Below are 16960 nucleotides of genomic sequence, written 5' to 3' on the forward strand. Positions count from 1 at the left end.
ATCAAAAAAAGCCCGACATCGGGCTTTTTTTAAAAGTCATCTTCTACCGTTTCGAGTAAGTGTTGTTTCATGCCATCGGCGCGTAACCATGCAAAATCATAGCTGGCCTGAGCCAAGGATAAAATGCGACGTTCGAACTCTTGCCAGAGCGGTTTGACTTGGTGACTTTGAATACCTAGACCACTTTCATCAACCAGATAGATATTTTTTTCGCACACTTTCAAGGCATGATATAAAGTGCGGCCAGTAGATGCATGCTCAAACAGACGTACGCGCTTTAATTTGAGAAACGCGAAAACTTGCGCCAGATTGGCATGAGGGAGCATTGGAATTAGAATCTGGTCTAACTGAATGTCTAAACGTGTCCAGATGCTTAATTGCTGCTCTGGGGTGTAACTGTTCCAATGAATAATTTCATGGCTAAAACGACGACAACCACGGCAGACGTTATCTCCAAACGTCGTCGAACAGCGCCCTGCGCAAGGCGTCAAAGTGGTAATGCGTCGATCTTGCGTCACACTTATCTCCCTATCGATTAATTACAATACGCGTTTATAAGATGACTCATAAACGCCAAAAACTACTATATATTGTATGCTTTATCTAAAAAAACACAATATTTAGTCTTTAAACTTTAAAATCCATCCTGTGATTTTGAATAAAACTTAGGCATTTTTACATATTCCATCTTAGACAAATAAATCCCTATAAAATGTATTGAATTCTCGCCAATTGGAAAAATTCGAGCTAGAATATGCGCCTAAATTTTTGTTATCTATGTTTGGAGTTTTCCATGAACGCTACTGTAGAACAGCTTGCACCTGTAGAACAGCAAGCGACCAATGATTGGGTGGTTGCCGCGTTGTACCAATTTAAAGAAGTAGCCGATGCTGCAGATTTGCAACAACGTCTTCTTGATCTGGTCAAAACCATCAATCTGTGTGGAACTCTAATCGTAGCGAGTGAAGGCATTAACGGTACCGTTGCGGGTGATCGCCACGCAATTGATACTATTCGTCAATTTTTATTGAATGAAGGCTTCAATGCGATGGAATACAAAGAATCGCATAGCTCAGACAAGCCATTTCGAAAAATGAAAATCAAACTCAAACAAGAAATTGTGACTTTGGGTGTGGAAGTGAAGCCACGTGATCTGGTTGGACATTATTTAGATCCAAAAGAGTGGAATGATTTGATCCGTCGTGACGATGTTATTCTGATTGATACCCGAAATGATTATGAGTACAAGGCCGGGACATTTAAAGGCGCGATCGATCCTAAAACAGAAACTTTCCGTGAGTTTCCAGATTATGTGAAAAAGAATCTGGAACAGCATAAAGATAAAAAGATTGCGATGTTTTGTACGGGCGGGATTCGCTGTGAAAAATCGACCTCCTTATTGCTCCAAGAAGGTTTTGAAGAGGTGTATCACCTTAAAGGCGGTATTTTGAAGTACTTAGAGGAAACACCTGCCGAAGAAAGCATGTGGGAAGGTGAATGTTTCGTGTTTGATGGCCGTACAGCAGTCACTCACGGTGTCGAAGAAGGTCAAAATGTAAAATGCCATGCATGTGGCTGGCCGCTCACACCTGAAGAGGTGGCGCTTCCAAGTTATGAACACGGCGTATCGTGCGTATACTGCATAGACAAAACCACAGAAAAACAAAAAGAAGGTTTCCGTATGCGTCAATCACAAATTGCAGCCGCGAAACGTAAACGTCTTTAATTCATCAATACATCATAAAGCCGAAACACTGTTTCGGCTTTTTTGTTTCTATACGACCTGACCAATGATATAAAACTGACCTGAAGGAAGTACAACTTTATCGATAATACGCATGCCCAATCCATCGATATGTACTTTTAGCGAGGTAGAATTTTCAAGATCAATAAAAGCAATCAAGGCATCAAAAGATTGCTGTTTTAAATCTTGGATCGCCTGTTCATATAAGCGCTTTGCAACACCGATGCCCCGAAAATCATGATGAACTAAAATAGGTCCATACGTGGCATAACGCATATCGGCCAGATGGCGTTCATTCAACACCAAGATATCGGCATGTTGATGAATATACTGAATAATTTCAGGGCCATTCATTGAAAGCATCTGCTGGAGTACCAGAAAACCTGCAGGCTGCTGCCCAATTTCAGCTTTATAAATCGATGAAGACTCAATCCATTTTTGTGCCAACTGTTCAAAATGCGGATTATCCTGCACAAAGCCCTGCACTGGCTGCTGAAGCTGCTGTTTGGTATTGGCTTGGTAAAGCGCGACGATCCAATCTAAATCTTGCGGAGTTGCTTGCGTTATTTCTATTTTTTGCATGCTGATGCCTTTAGATCATTTGACTTTTTAATTCGTTATTTCATTTGGATTAAAACAAAAGTTTATATGGTGGTTTTACCGTTTTACCTTATACGATTCACCCAACAAATAGCGCAATATTTACAATTTGACAGCAGGATTTACTGCTGACAGTACGCTTGATACGACACTCGATCGTAAATTACGCCTCAGCATTTTTGAGCATCACAGTAGGCCGATGTATAAATTTACATAACAAATCTTTGAAATTTAAAGCACCATCATTACTATCTTTTTATTTACCAATTCAATTCTATGGAAAATTGGGTCATACAGATTATTGAACGTTTAGGCTATTTGGGCATCGCCTTCTTAATGTTTCTAGACAATGTCTTCCCTCCTATTCCCTCTGAAATTATTATGCCCAGTGCAGGCTATACCGCCTCACGTGGTCAGTTACAGATTGTCGGTGTGATTGTTGCTGGCAGCTTTGGTTCGATTGTTGCCGCAGCCGTTTTGTATGCTTTGGGTCGTAAGATTCCTCAAGAATCTTTATTTAAACTTGTAGACCGTTATGGCAAATATCTATTCATTAAGCGCAAAGACGTACACAAGGCACTTGACTGGTTTGAGCATTATGGTCACAGAATTGTTTTTTTCGGACGCATGATTCCGGCTGTTCGCTCCCTCATTAGTATTCCGGCTGGCATGAGTCATATGCCCTTTTGGAAATTTATGCTCTATAGCAGCTTGGGTACACTGATCTGGACCACATTTTTAGCTTGTGTGGGCTTTTACTTTGGTGAAAATCAAGCACTCATGTTTGCAATCATGCATCGTGTGGGATATGTCATTTTGGCAATTGTTGCAGTGTTAGGTTTGATGTGGTTGTATAGAAAATTCTTCAAACACAAAGCTTAAATATAGTTCATTTCACTTCGATATCTTAATCTTTAGTGATTAAAACTGATCCAGCTTTGGACAATGCCATGATGCGTTTGAACTTTGGGCACTCCAACGGATTGACAAAACTACACTGCGTGGCATGGTTTAGCATTTTTCTGAGCGATTCAAGTTCTCTTATTTTCTGCTCCAGTTCCTGTGCTTTTTCCTCAAGTTTTAATTTATCTACCTGTGAATCTGGCCGCCCCAACATGGCTTTAATTTCAGCAATACTAAATCCTGCCTTTTTACCTAATTCAATCAAAGCGAGTTGTTCTAACACCTGCTCAGAAAAGACGCGTTGCAAACCTTTACGCCCAATAGAACGAATTAAGCCCATGTGTTCATAATATCGCAGCGCTGAGCTTGTTAATCCGGTCTGACGGACAAGCGTTGAAATCGTGATCTCATTCATCTTGACTTGAAGTTCACTTCAATTTGTAGACTGTAGTATCTTACTTTATCAGGCTAAAGCAATAATGGAAGTGGTATATATTTTCTGGATCGGTGTGGCTGCAACAATCTGTATGGATCTTTCTAGCGCAGCGTTAAAATTTTGGTTTGGAGTGCAATCACTGGACTATTCATTGGTCGGTCGGTGGCTTTTATCTATGCCAAAAGGATTTTTTTGTCATCGTAATATCATTAACTCAGCTCGACTTACCCATGAAAAATGGGTGGGCTGGCTCGCACATTATATGATTGGTGTAGGCTTTGCTGGTCTTTATTATTTAGCAATCCCTAGCGAACAGCAACCTCTGTTCTTTTGTGCTGTGGGATTTGGTTTATTCACCGTGCTTATACCCTTTTTTATAATGCAGCCTTGTTTCGGATTTGGAATTGCTGCGCGACGAGTGCCCTCTGCGTGGCAAGCGCGACTTAAAAGTGTTTTTGCTCATGGTGTATTTGGTATAGGACTATATTTAGCAATTCATCTATTCAATAACGTGGTTTAACTCGTTACAACTTATACTTTAAACAAAGGATAGTGGCATGCAACAAGATTTTTGGCATCAACGCTGGCAAGAAAATCGAATTGGTTTTCATCAGCCACAGCCCAATGATTACTTAATTCAGTATTTATCTACTTTATCACTCCAGCCACATGCTCGTATTTTGGTGCCTTTAAGTGGGAAAACTTTGGATATTGGCTGGTTGCTCATACAAGGTTTTCGCGTGGTGGCGATTGAGCTAAGTCCTGTTGCAATTCATGCTTTGATGCAACAGTTGAAAGATGATCTGGGCATTGTATTTGAACAAAAACAGCTTGAAGCATGTGTTCACTATCATCATCCAGAAATCGATCTTTTTGTTGGTGATTTTTTCGATGTATCCAATGTAGAGATTGGGCAGATCGATGCAATTTATGACCGCGCAGCCTTAATTGCATTACCGCCTGAAATGCGTGCCCGCTACGCACAGCATCTGATCGATATAACTCAAGGCGCAGTGCAGCTTCTAGTGAGTTACCAGTATGATCAAGACAGTTTTCAAGGCCCGCCTTTCTCGGTAGAGGCAGAAGAAATTGAACAGCTTTATGCATCGCAATATTCAATTCGACAACTGGCGCATGTGGAATTATCAGAACAACACAAAGGACGACAAGCGCAAGAAAAAATCTGGTATTTACGCGCTAAATAAAAATAAAAAACACCTCTTTAGAGGTGTTTTTTGTGTGTTCAAGTCGCAGCTTTAAACCAATAAGCCAAACATTGTGTTTAACTACTTGACGAAAAGCAGCGCGAAAACATTTTAGTTGGGTGTATGGTACATCAAATACAATTCGTTTAGGTTCTCTGGAATTTCTTCCGCCAGCTCATCCATCAACTGACCATTACGACGGAACGATTCCATTTGTGGATCTTCTTCATCAATGCCACTGAACACCATAATCGGCAAAGTCAAATCGACCAATTGCTCTTCATGCTCTGGTGTAAACCATGCATCTTCGTTGAGAAACATCGCATCGACAAAACCAACGCTCCAGTCGCCCAAACTTGACTCGGTGTCGGCTTCTTCAATTTCAAAAGGAAACTCGATTCCTTCTTCATTAGCCAGATTTTGGCGAATCTGATCAAGCCAAATATTGATCTGTTCAATGATTGCTGTTGGCACACTTTTCTGATTGCCTTCAAACAATTCATTTAACCAGCGGTCAAACTGTGGTCCAACCGCAATGGCACACAAAAAACCATGAGTAGCTGCAAAATCCAGACCGTATTCGTTTTGGTCACCGTCAAGATAATCGCTCAATAGGTCTAAATTCAAAGTACTCATTGTGTATCCAATTTCATAAAAATAGGCTGTAGCATATCATTTTCAGCCGTGGATGGACTACATCTGATTTATGTTAGTCTTCGTCGTCGTCATCAAGATCATCATCATCAAGATCATAATCAAAATCTTTCAGCTCACGCTCCAATCGACGCTGCGCGAGTAGATCGTCAATCAAACGACGCTTTTCTAATGATTCTTTGGCACTGATTTTGCCTGATGCTTCATCAAAACTAACATCATCATCATCACCGTAGTTATCATCTAATTCAAAATCTGTAGAAGACACTAAAACTACCTCATAATGAAAAAATGTGAATGTTCTAGGCGCTATTTATCGCCCTTTAAAATCCTTGTCAAGTTTTATTTATTTTTTTTCATAAATTCAGGGTTTTTGAATTTTTTTTCGTCAAAAAAATTGTATATTCAGAAAAGTCTTGATAGTGTTGAGAATCATGTGCGAAGCAGGAAGAAAAAATAAACAGGCATTGCACTTGAAAAACATTCGTTTTGTCCCAATATTCAAAAAATAGCTGTGAAATCAAAGATTTTTTTCATTTATATCTGATCGATCAAATTGAAAACATTTATAGCGAATTGTGCTATCATGCACGGTTTTTTACTGCCACAGATTCAACGAAGAGTAAGCAAAGATGAGCGATATGCATTCCCCTACTTCTCAAGTAGCGGCTCTGATTAGCCGAGGCAAAGAACAAGGTTACTTAACCTACGCTGAGGTTAACGATCATCTCCCAGACTCAATCACAGAAAGCGAACAGATTGAAGACATTATCCAGATGCTTCAAGACGTTGGTATTCCTGTGCATGAACGTGCACCTGAATCTGATGATACGATGTTCGGTGATTCGACAGAAGCCGATGAAGTTGCAGAAGAAGAAGCTGCAGCTGTACTTGCGTCTGTGGAAAATGAACCGGGCCGTACAACAGACCCTGTACGTATGTACATGCGTGAAATGGGAACGGTTGAACTCTTAACGCGCGAAGGCGAAATCAGCATTGCAAAACGTATTGAAGAAGGTATTCGTGACGTTCTTCATTCGATTGCTTACTGGCCAAATGCCGTTGAAGTTGTATTACAAGAATATAATGATTATGTGACTGGCGAACGCCGTCTAGCCGACATTTTGTCTGGTTATCTTGATCCTGAATCAGACGAAGAGATTCCAGAAGTTCTGGAAGAAGAAGCCGACATTGATCAAGACGATGATGCATCGACTAAATCGACCAAAGAGGTCAAGCTCGATGACGAGGATGAAGAAGAGGAAGAGTCTGAAAGCGATGACGACTCTGAAGGTGATTCAGGCCCAGATCCAGAAATTGCAAAAGTTCGCTTTGAAGAACTCGAAGCTGCATGGAACAACACCAAATCTGTGATTGCCAAACATGGCCGTAACAGCGACGAAGCCAAAGCTGCACTTGAGTCTTTGGCCACTGTGTTCATGATGTTTAAGTTCACGCCTCGCCTGTTTGATATTATCTCTGAGATGATTCGCGGTACACACGAGCAGATTCGTTCTAACGAACGTGAAGTGATGCGTTATGCTGTCCGTCGTGGTCGTATGGATCGTACCCAGTTCCGTACTACATTTCCTGGACAAGAGTCAAACCCAAGCTGGCTTGAAGAACAGATTGCAAAAGCACCAGCCGAAACCAAAGGCCATCTTGAAAAGGTGCGCCCAGATATCTTGGCTTTCCAGCAAAAAATTGCTGAAATCGAGAAAGATCTGGATCTAAACGTCCGCGAGATCAAAGAAATTGCTAAACGTATGGCTGTTGGTGAAGCCAAAGCACGTCGTGCCAAGAAAGAAATGGTTGAAGCCAACTTGCGTCTGGTCATTTCAATTGCGAAAAAGTACACCAACCGTGGTTTGCAATTCCTTGATCTCATTCAAGAAGGTAACATCGGCTTGATGAAAGCGGTTGATAAATTTGAATACCGTCGTGGTTATAAATTTTCGACCTATGCAACATGGTGGATTCGTCAGGCCATTACTCGTTCGATCGCCGACCAAGCACGTACCATCCGTATTCCGGTACACATGATTGAAACCATTAACAAGATCAACCGTGTATCTCGCCAGCTTCTGCAAGAAATGGGCCGTGAACCGACACCTGAAGAACTGGGTGAACGTTTGGAAATGGACGAAGTAAAAGTCCGTAAAGTGCTTAAAATCGCCAAAGAACCGATTTCGATGGAGACACCAATCGGTGATGACGAAGATTCGCATTTGGGTGATTTTATCGAGGATTCAAACATCACTTCACCAGTTGATGCGGCAACCTCGGAAGGCTTAAAAGAAGCAACACGTGAAGTGCTTGAAAACTTGACTGAACGTGAAGCAAAAGTCTTGAAAATGCGCTTTGGTATCGACATGCCAACGGATCATACGCTAGAAGAAGTGGGTAAACAATTTGATGTGACACGTGAACGTATCCGTCAGATTGAGGCGAAAGCACTGCGCAAATTGCGTCATCCTTCACGTTCTGAACATTTACGTTCATTCCTTGAAAATGACTAAGCACTGCTGATCCGTAGTCACTTGATACTCAGGTGATTGCCCCCATTTAAGATCCAAATACTTTAATGCCTGCATCTTCGCAGGCATTAACTATGGAGACTGATATGTTAGACCGCACTCCTTCTCGTGAATTACAAGAACATCTTTGGGTTTTTCCAATGGATTATCCAATCAAATTGATTGGTAATGCAGGAGATGAGCTTCGCGTAGCTGTTGTTGATATTTTGCAGAAGCACTTTCCTGAATTTGATGCTGCATCAATCAAGGTGCAACCATCACGTACAGGAAAATATCATTCTTTAACAGCGCAATTGCGCTTTGAAGAACTTGAACAAGTACACGCACTGTATGCAGATTTGGCGGCTTGCCCACTGATTCGTACTGCACTTTAAGCTTTAAAACACGCCCTGTGGCGTGTTTTTCTTTATTTGCCTATCTAATTTCTGCTTTCACTTCAAACACGAAGAGATACGATCTGTGAATGATACTGTTTTAAAACCTACACTCGTCATTCGACAATACACCCAGTTGCATCCCTATGCCGATCTGTTTGATGAAATGAAAACCCTCACCAATGAGCGGGATGCCGATACTCCCGATCAATTGTGGATTTTGCAACATCAGCCTGTTTTAACTCAAGGTCAAGCTGGAAAGCCAGAACATATCTTGCTGCAAACCGACATTCCTGTGGTTCAATCTGATCGAGGCGGTCAGGTTACGTGGCATGGTCCGGGACAAATGGTGATCTACTTTTTATTTGATCTGAACCGTTTGAAATGGAATGTTCGAACGCTGGTTTCTTTTGCTGAACAACTCATGATTGATCTGCTTCAAGCTTATGGCATTGAAGCTTATGCCAAAGCTGATGCCCCGGGTGTGTATGTTGCAGGGCGTAAAATTGGTTCACTGGGGTTTAAAATTCGTCGCGGACGCAGTTATCATGGGCTGGCTTTAAATATCGATTGCGACCTGAGTGGCTTTCAAAGTATTAATCCTTGTGGTTATGCTGGGCTCGAAATGGTGCGGTTATGTGACTTACTGGCTGCCTATCCTAGCTTTGAACAGTTATGCGATCAGGTAGTGAACTATTTTAAATCCCGCGAAGATTTTAGTGACGTACAAGTCATCACACGATAAATCACTTTTCGATCATCAAAAAATCAATTAGAGTAAATACTCTAAATAAAATTAGAAACTGCAAAGGGAAAGTAGAGTGATTCCAATAAAAGCCGTTAAACCTGCATTGCAGCTGAGCTACGTCAAACTCATGATGGATGTGATTGGGCGCGGGCTTGCCATGGCAAGTGAAGTCGATCAAGAGATTCAACAGGAAGTTGCCAAGTTTCCAGCCAATTTTGTTTTATCAATGAACGTTTTTCCACATGGTCCAGCTTTCGTGGCGCGTGTAACACCAGATAAACGCCTTCAGTTACTTTCCAATACCGACATCAAACCCGATCTCACCATTACCTTTAAGCATTTAAGTCATGCTTTTTTAGTATTTTCTTTTCAGGAAAGTACCGCACAGGCATTTGCCAATGACCGTATGATTGCTGATGGTGATCTGTCGTATGCAATTCGTCTGGTACGGTGTCTAAATAAAATGGAAGCCTTGATTTTACCTAAAGTCGTGGCTTCACTTGCAGTAAAAGAGTACCCAAGCGAGCTGGCATTGAAGGACAAATTGACCGGCGCTGCCCATATTTATCTTAAAGTTGCACAATCATACTTAAAACGGAGTATTTAACATGGCCAAGCCTTACTATGAGTTTTTCTGTCCTGTCAAAGTGATTGCTGGCCATGCCGCGCTTGAACATATTCCGTTTGAACTGGCTACCTTGGGCGCAAAAAAAGCCTTTATCATTACCGACAAAGGCGTGCGTGCCAACAAGTTACTCGAACCCATCGAAGCAGCATTTGGCTCAACCGATACGGTAATTGGTTATATTTTTGATGATGTTCCACCCGACTCTAGCCTGCAAACGGTTCGACGTGCAGCAGAGTTATATCGTGAGCATGGCTGTGATGCCATTATTGCCATTGGTGGCGGCTCCGTGATTGATACCTCGAAAGCCACCAATATTCTGGTTTCTGAGGGCGGTGATGATCTCTTAAAATATTCAGGTGCCCACAATCTACCTAAACCGTTAAAGCCGTTTTTTGTTATTCCGACCACCTCAGGTACAGGCTCTGAGGCCACTATGGTGGCCGTTGTGTCAGATACGGAAAAAAATGTCAAAATGGCCTTTGCTTCGAACTATTTGATGCCACATGCTGCCATTTTAGATCCGCGCATGACCCTGACGTTACCCGCTCATCTCACTGCAATGACTGGCATGGATGCTTTAACCCACTGTGTCGAAGCCTATACCTGCCTAGCCGCAAATCCAATTAGCGATGCTTACGCCAGCGCCGGAATTAAAAAAATCAGCGAGCATCTGTTTCAAGTCATTGAAAATCCAAACGATGCCCAAGGCCGTCTTGAACTGGCACAAGCCTCTACCATGGCCGGCATTGCTTTTTCAAATTCGATGGTCGGTCTGGTGCATTCACTCGGTCATGCTTTGGGTGCAGTTGCGCATTTGCCGCACGGTTTATGTATGAATCTATTCTTACCGTACGTGCTTGAATACAACAAAGACGTGAATGGTCCAAAAATTGCCGACCTCTTGCTGCCACTGGCTGGCGCTGATATATACGCTCAAACACCAGCCAATCAACGTGCAGACAAGGCCATTTCCACCATTTTGGCCATGCGTGATCGTTTATTCAGTATGACCAAACTGCCACGTACCTTACGTGAAACAGGCAAGATAAACGAGGCTCAGCTCGATGAAGTGGCTGAAAAAGCACTCAATGATGGCTCAATTATTTATAACCCAAAAGAAGCGAGCTTAGCTGATCTAAAAGCGATTTTGAAAAAAGCTTGGTAATTCTTCATTTTTTTATCATTTTGCTAAGAGTCTGAATTTACTTTAAGTTCAGACTCTTTTATTTTTAGATGAATTTTTATTCATTTTTTTTACTGGTCAAGTTGGCAAAAAATTTGCTAAAAATTCAACAAAGTTACTGACAAAAGGCCCCATTTTAGGATAGATTGGCGCACTTTACTTTTTGTATAGGGGGGATCGTTCGTCTCAAACGATCCTTAACAGACATGACTGATCCTTGATCAACGATTATGAGGATACGCCGTTGACAACTCACACTGGGACTCAACCTGCGGCTAAACTGCAAAAGACGCTAGGACTCTGGCACATCATCATCATCGGTTTGGCTTATATTCAACCGATGACCCTATTTGACACTTTTGGCCTAGTATCAGAAGAAAGTCATCATCATGTACCGACATCGTATATCATTGCTCTGATTGCGATCTTGCTGACCTCGATCAGTTATGGCCATATGATTCGTCGCTATCCGTCTTCCGGATCTGCGTACACCTATGCGCAAAAATCGATTCATCCCAATGTTGGCTTTATGGTCGGTTGGTCATCATGGCTGGACTATCTGCTCTCTCCTATGGTCAACATCATTCTGGCTGTCATTTATTTACAGGCGTTGTTCCCATCAGTGAATCACTGGGTCTGGGTCATTGTGCTGACCGCATTTATGACGGGAGTGAACCTTCGTGGTGCGAAATTCGTCGCGCATTTCAATAGCTGGATTGTTTTGGTTCAATTGATTGTGATTGCCGTCTTTACTTATCTGGTCTATGAAAAACTCCAGATGGGCTTAAATGCAGACGGACCAATGACTGCTGAAACACGCTATCAGCTCTGGAGCCTCGAACCTTTTTGGAACGAACTGACCTCCTTGGGTGCAATCGTAACGGGTGCCACCTTGCTATGCTTCTCGTTTACCGGATTTGACTCATTAAGCTCACTGGCTGAAGAAACCAAAGATACGGAAAAAACGCTACCTAAAGCAATTTTTCTGACAGCGTTGTTGGCGGGTGTCATTTTTATTGCCAGCACGTACTTCATCCAGATTTATTTCCCGGGCGATCCAAAAAGCTACTTTGCTGATATTGCAGCCACCCAGCCTGATATCTTGATGCTTGTAGGTGGATCACTGTTTCAGTCATACGTATTGGCTTTTGCAATTGTGACCGTTATGGCGTCGGGTATTTCGGCACATGCAGGCGTATCGCGTTTGATGTACGTAATGGGCCGTGACGGGATTATCAACAAGAAGATTTTTGGCCATATCAGCAGCAGCAGTTATACCCCGTCTTACAATATTATGATTGTAGGTGTGGTTGCCTTAGCTGCAGGCTTTATGGACTTAGATATCATTATCTCAATGATCAGTTTTGGTGCCCTAACAGCATTCACCTTCGTGAATCTGTCGGTCATTTCACGCTATGCACTTCGTGATGGACGCACCAAAAACTTTAAAGATATCTTAAACTTTGTGATCATTCCGTTGTTGGGCTTTTTTAGTATCTTCGCCATGTGGCTTGAAATTGAAGACACTGCGCTGAAATACGGCTTGTGGTGGGCGATGTTTGGTATTTTGTACTTAGGTTATAAAACCAAAGGTTTTAAATACTCAGCACCTCAGCATAATGAGTTTGACGACAAGTTATAAACCAAGAAATAAAAAAAGGCGCATCGCGCCTTTTTTTATTTCTGTTGCTCTAAGCTACAGAACAAAATAAACACCTTACTAGACCATTTAAACTGCCGATAAGGTTTTAAAACCTTGCTGACGCCATGCTTCGTATACAATTACAGCCGTAGCATTAGACAGATTTAAACTGCGAGAATTTTCTGCCATCGGCAAACGAATCCAGTTTTCCTGAGGAAACATTAAGCGTACCGCTTCTGGCAATCCACGCGTTTCAGGCCCCATCAATAGTGCAATAGGTCGATTTAAATCGACTGTATGCGGGGTCGATGTGCCTTTGGTGGTCAGAGGAAAAACCGCGCTAACCCCCTGACGCTGTAAATCATCTAGGCATAATTGGATATTGTCCCAGATTTTCATGCGCGCATATTCGTGATAATCCAGCCCAGCACGTTTAAGCTTTTTATCATCCAGCTCAAATCCTAACGGACGTACCAAATGCAACTGCGCACCTGTATTGGCGCACAAGCGTATGATATTACCGGTATTGGCAGGAATTTCAGGCTCAAACAAAACAACGTGAATCACTTAACTACTCGCTTCTCACTTAGATTAAACAAGTTCAGGTGATACACCTGAACGGATGGGATTAGGCAATTTTCGACCCCGAATCATGCCATTGAAGCTGATCACGTAAATTCACCACTTCACCAATAATCGTCAGCGTCGGTGCATGAATGTGGTGCTCAAGTACTTTCGATGCGATGGTCTGTAATGTTCCCACAACAACTTTTTGCTCTGGCGTAGTACCCTTTGAAATCAGGGCCACAGGCATATCAGGCCGCTGACCATGTTCAATCAGTTGCTCGCAAATCTGTTCAAGTCCGACCAGCCCCATATACAGTACTAAGGTCTGATTTTCATAGACCAGCTCTTTCCATGGCAGCTCTGGAGATCCGGCTTTTAAGTGTCCTGTTAAAAACCGTACGCTCTGCGCATAGTCACGATGGGTCAGTGGAATACCGGCATATGCCGAGCATCCCGAAGCAGCGGTAATGCCGGGCACCACCTGAAACGGAATACCCGCAGCAAAAAGCTCCTGAATTTCTTCGCCCCCACGGCCAAAGATAAACGGATCACCGCCTTTGAGTCGACAAACCCGTTTACCGGCCTGCGCATACTTGACCAACAACTCATTGATACCTTCTTGGGGCACACTATGATTTGAACGCGCCTTTCCGACATAGATTTTGTCTGCATCTCGACGGCATAGTTCCATAATTGGCGCAGAGACCAAACGGTCATAAATAACGACATCGGCCTGCTGCATCAAGCGTAACGCTTTGAGTGTAAGTAATTCTGGATCTCCCGGGCCAGCCCCGACCAAATACACTTCACCTTTAGGCGTGTGCCAGTTTTGCAGTGCATCGGTCATCATCTGGTTTGCAGCATCCAGATTGTCATTGAACACCTGCTCTTTTAAAGGACTATTGTATAAATCTTCCCAAAAAATACGGCGTTCATCTGGATTTTCAATCTGGGCCTTCACTTGTTTGCGCCAGCGACCAGAAAACTCGGCCAGTTTACCCATGCCATGTGGCACCAATGTTTCAATCTGCGTGCGAAGCTGACGCGAGAGCACGGGTGATGCACCATTTGAAGCCACAGAAATCAGGAGCGGTGAACGATCAATAATGGCAGGCACCATAAAGCGGCAATTGGGAATGTCATCGACGCTATTGACCAAGATCGTTCGCGCTTCGCATTGCTCAAATACTCGCTTATTTACGGCTGCAACATCAGTGGCTGCAATTACCAATCGATAAGCACGCTGCAGATCAGTGTCTTCAAAAGGCTTGTGATACGCAGTACCCTGACTTTGATCGATCAATGCAGTTAAATCACTGCTAATCTCGGGTGCAACCACATCTAAAATTGCGCCCGCTTTAACCAGTAGGACAGCTTTACGGTAGGCAATATGCCCACCTCCCACAATCAAACAACGCTGTTGCTGTAACTTAAGCGAAATTGGAAAAATTTCCACTGCCTACCTCGGAATCAAAACATTGGGTGGGTAAAAGCAAAAATCATGCACACAATCGATGCAATTAATCGATAAACGTTGCACCACCCATGTACGGACGCAACACTTCTGGAATTTCGATTGAACCATCTACACGTTGATAGTTTTCCATCACCGCCAAAAGTGTACGACCAACAGCCAGTCCAGAGCCGTTTAAGGTATGGACCAATTCAGTTTTCTTGGCTTCACTACGATAACGCGCCATCATGCGGCGTGCCTGAAAGTCGCCCATATTTGAACATGATGAAATTTCACGATAGGTATTTTGGCTCGGTACCCACACTTCAAGATCATACGTTTTGGTTGAACCAAAGCCCATATCACCACCACACAGCAAAATCTTGCGATACGGCAAGCCGAGTGCCTGCAAGATCCCTTCAGCATGTGCAGTCAATTCTTCAAGTGCCTGCATAGAATCTTCAGGTTTAACGATCTGCACCATTTCTACTTTATCAAACTGATGCTGACGGATCAGACCACGGGTGTCACGACCATACGAACCTGCCTCACTACGAAAACACGGTGTGTGCGCTGCATACTTCAGCGGAAGACGATCGGCATCGATAATTTCATCACGCACAAAGTTGGTGATTGGCACTTCGGCGGTAGGAATGAGATAGTATTCTTTTTCGCCTTGTAGCTTAAATAAGTCTTCTTCAAACTTTGGCAACTGCCCTGTTCCACGCAAACTATCTGCATTGACCAAATACGGCACGTATGCTTCGGTGTAACCATTTTTTAAGGTATGTGTATCGAGCATAAATTGAGTCAAAGCGCGCTGTAAGCGTGCCAAAGGCCCTTTTAATACGCTAAAGCGTGAACCGGTGAGTTTAGTGGCCGTTTCAAACTCCAGCCCCCCCATCCATTCGCCCAAGTCGGTATGGTCTTTGATTTCAAAATCAAATTGACGCGGCGTGCCCCATTTAGATATTTCCAGATTATCACTTTCATCTTTGCCTTCTGGCACAGATTCATGCGGCAAGTTTGGAATAGTGAGCGCTTTTTGTTCAATCTCTGCCTGTAGATCAGCCAAAGCCACTTCGGCCGCTTTGATCTCATCTGCAATTGCTTGCATGCGGGTCATGATTTCTGATGCATCACCACCCGCTTTTTTGATTTGGCCAACTTGCTTCGCCCCGGCATTACGTTCTGCCTGCAAACTTTCAGTTTTGGATTGAAGCTCCTTGCGGCGTGCTTCCAGTGCTGACCATTCAGCCGGATCAAGTTGAACACCACGTTTAGCAAGGGCCAGATTTACAGCTTCAATATTATTTCTGAGTAATTTTGGGTCGATCATAGTCAATCAAAAGTTAAGGAAAAAACTGCCTTATAGTGTAAGCGCTTCACATCAAAAAATACAGTCAGCACTTCACGACAATTTTAAATGACTTAAATCAGCTTTACTCCTGAATTCAGACTCAATTTAGCCAGATTAAGGCGATTGCATGACAGGCTGACTCGGCAAATACTCAGGTTTAATCACATCTTTGGCTTGATCATACGGCAAGGTCAGCTCTGTAAGCCCTTCAGCATACGAGGCCAGTTCATAAAGTGGATAGACAAACACGATGCCGTCATTGCCATAATAATAGTTGTCGCTCAGTTTTAGCTTTTCTCGTGAAATGCTATGTTCATCCAGCCAGCTTTGATTATAACTGTAGAGTCGATCAAGTAGGGTTGCCTCTTTTCCGGTCTGGATTAAATCTGCCACCGTCACATGCTTTTTATGAGCCAAATCGAAAATAACGTATTCTTTGTGATACATCCCATGTGCTGCACCTGCCGAATAGGTATATGTGAATAATTCAAATGAAGCCAGATTGTAATTTTGCCCCAAATAACGCACGTAAATCATACTTTGGCCATCTTGCGGCATTCCATCAGGCAACTTCACAGCCTGATCGGGTAAATTGGCAAAGGCATTTGGATCGGCCTTTTTAATACGTTCGCTAAAATATGCATCAATCCAAGGCTGATTGGTTTCGACACTTTGAAAGTTATAGGTGGTACACCCATCTTCTAAACATAGCTTGTTTTTTGGCAATTTGACTGCGACCACTTTGGCCTTTAATGCGGGAATACTGGGCTGAGCGGCGGGAGTTGTCGTAGATTTTTGCTCGTTCTTTGCATCAGATTTGGGTTGGCAAGCACTGATCAGTAAAGTGGCACTGAATATTGAAACCAGAACAGTTGTTTTTCTTGTAGGTAATAAAGTCATATGCACTCCTCTCTATTATGATCATG

Annotated in this window: 19 protein-coding genes; 10 read left to right on the plus strand and 9 right to left on the minus strand. The window is 42.9% G+C overall.

All coding sequences use genetic code 11. The features are described from left to right. Positions 1-29: 29 nt before the first annotated feature. The gene (locus KCV09_RS08400) at positions 30-518 is read right to left on the minus strand and encodes a DUF1289 domain-containing protein (protein WP_212515024.1); all 489 of its coding nucleotides are present in this window, start codon (positions 516-518) and stop codon (positions 30-32) included. Positions 519-793: 275 nt separating this feature from the next. Between KCV09_RS08400 and trhO the strand changes: the two genes are divergently transcribed. Continuing rightward, the gene (gene trhO, locus KCV09_RS08405) at positions 794-1726 is read left to right on the plus strand and encodes an oxygen-dependent tRNA uridine(34) hydroxylase TrhO (RefSeq protein WP_004943210.1); all 933 of its coding nucleotides are present in this window, start codon (positions 794-796) and stop codon (positions 1724-1726) included. 48 nt (positions 1727-1774) lie between these two features. Here trhO and KCV09_RS08410 read toward each other — a convergent pair whose 3' ends face one another. Then, entirely contained in the window at positions 1775-2326 is a 552-nt protein-coding gene (locus KCV09_RS08410) for a GNAT family N-acetyltransferase (protein WP_212515025.1), read from the minus strand. Positions 2327-2620: 294 nt separating this feature from the next. On the opposite strand from KCV09_RS08410, the gene KCV09_RS08415 reads away from it, so the two are divergent. Continuing rightward, a complete protein-coding gene (locus tag KCV09_RS08415; RefSeq protein ID WP_088459615.1) occupies positions 2621-3226 on the plus strand; it encodes a DedA family protein in 606 nt (201 codons plus the stop codon). Between the two features lie 25 nt (positions 3227-3251). On the opposite strand, the gene KCV09_RS08420 is transcribed toward KCV09_RS08415, so the two are convergent. Further along, on the minus strand, positions 3252-3662 hold the full coding sequence (locus tag KCV09_RS08420) for a helix-turn-helix domain-containing protein (protein WP_104124875.1): 411 nt from the start codon (positions 3660-3662) through the stop codon (positions 3252-3254). A 64-nt stretch (positions 3663-3726) separates the two neighbouring features. On the opposite strand from KCV09_RS08420, the gene KCV09_RS08425 reads away from it, so the two are divergent. Beyond that, complete coding sequence (locus KCV09_RS08425) at positions 3727-4203, plus strand: DUF2938 family protein (protein WP_004941029.1); 477 nt, start codon at positions 3727-3729, stop codon at positions 4201-4203. 37 nt (positions 4204-4240) lie between these two features. Beyond that, positions 4241-4888, plus strand: a complete 648-nt coding sequence (gene tmpT, locus KCV09_RS08430; RefSeq protein WP_104124874.1) for a thiopurine S-methyltransferase — start codon at positions 4241-4243, stop codon at positions 4886-4888. Between the two features lie 111 nt (positions 4889-4999). Here tmpT and KCV09_RS08435 read toward each other — a convergent pair whose 3' ends face one another. Then, positions 5000-5524: a YecA/YgfB family protein gene (locus KCV09_RS08435; RefSeq protein ID WP_004941036.1), complete on the minus strand. Its 525-nt coding sequence runs from the start codon at positions 5522-5524 to the stop codon at positions 5000-5002. A 73-nt stretch (positions 5525-5597) separates the two neighbouring features. Then, positions 5598-5810 (minus strand): PA3496 family putative envelope integrity protein, encoded by a 213-nt coding sequence (locus KCV09_RS08440; protein ID WP_004941040.1) that lies wholly within the window; start codon positions 5808-5810, stop codon positions 5598-5600. 364 nt (positions 5811-6174) lie between these two features. Here KCV09_RS08440 and rpoD point away from each other — a divergent pair, with 364 nt between their 5' ends. The 6 genes from rpoD to KCV09_RS08470 all read left to right on the plus strand — a co-directional run bounded on the left by rpoD (position 6175) and on the right by KCV09_RS08470 (position 12654). After that, the gene (gene rpoD / locus KCV09_RS08445; protein WP_004943228.1) at positions 6175-8061 is read left to right on the plus strand and encodes an RNA polymerase sigma factor RpoD; all 1887 of its coding nucleotides are present in this window, start codon (positions 6175-6177) and stop codon (positions 8059-8061) included. Between the two features lie 104 nt (positions 8062-8165). Further along, positions 8166-8453 (plus strand): YbeD family protein, encoded by a 288-nt coding sequence (locus KCV09_RS08450; RefSeq protein WP_004941045.1) that lies wholly within the window; start codon positions 8166-8168, stop codon positions 8451-8453. 85 nt (positions 8454-8538) lie between these two features. Further along, positions 8539-9198, plus strand: a complete 660-nt coding sequence (gene lipB / locus KCV09_RS08455) for a lipoyl(octanoyl) transferase LipB (RefSeq protein WP_104124873.1) — start codon at positions 8539-8541, stop codon at positions 9196-9198. Positions 9199-9274: 76 nt separating this feature from the next. Then, positions 9275-9808, plus strand: coding sequence for a hypothetical protein (locus KCV09_RS08460; protein WP_004941050.1), 534 nt, complete (start codon positions 9275-9277; stop codon positions 9806-9808). Position 9809: 1 nt separating this feature from the next. Then, complete coding sequence (locus tag KCV09_RS08465) at positions 9810-10994, plus strand: iron-containing alcohol dehydrogenase (RefSeq protein WP_151746561.1); 1185 nt, start codon at positions 9810-9812, stop codon at positions 10992-10994. Positions 10995-11256: 262 nt separating this feature from the next. Further along, positions 11257-12654: an APC family permease gene (locus tag KCV09_RS08470; protein WP_004943238.1), complete on the plus strand. Its 1398-nt coding sequence runs from the start codon at positions 11257-11259 to the stop codon at positions 12652-12654. 87 nt (positions 12655-12741) lie between these two features. Here KCV09_RS08470 and KCV09_RS08475 read toward each other — a convergent pair whose 3' ends face one another. From KCV09_RS08475 to KCV09_RS08490, 4 genes are all read right to left on the minus strand, one after another. Continuing rightward, on the minus strand, positions 12742-13221 hold the full coding sequence (locus KCV09_RS08475) for a tRNA (cytidine(34)-2'-O)-methyltransferase (RefSeq protein WP_048765922.1): 480 nt from the start codon (positions 13219-13221) through the stop codon (positions 12742-12744). A gap of 61 nt (positions 13222-13282) precedes the next feature. Then, on the minus strand, positions 13283-14677 hold the full coding sequence (gene cysG / locus KCV09_RS08480; RefSeq protein WP_212515026.1) for a siroheme synthase CysG: 1395 nt from the start codon (positions 14675-14677) through the stop codon (positions 13283-13285). Positions 14678-14741: 64 nt separating this feature from the next. After that, positions 14742-16013: a serine--tRNA ligase gene (gene serS, locus KCV09_RS08485; RefSeq protein WP_212515027.1), complete on the minus strand. Its 1272-nt coding sequence runs from the start codon at positions 16011-16013 to the stop codon at positions 14742-14744. A 135-nt stretch (positions 16014-16148) separates the two neighbouring features. Next, a complete protein-coding gene (locus KCV09_RS08490) occupies positions 16149-16934 on the minus strand; it encodes an RsiV family protein (RefSeq protein WP_212515028.1) in 786 nt (261 codons plus the stop codon). Positions 16935-16960: the final 26 nt, after the last annotated feature.

Origin of the sequence: Acinetobacter soli (assembly GCF_018139125.1) — a bacterium.
Classification (GTDB): domain Bacteria; phylum Pseudomonadota; class Gammaproteobacteria; order Pseudomonadales; family Moraxellaceae; genus Acinetobacter; species Acinetobacter soli.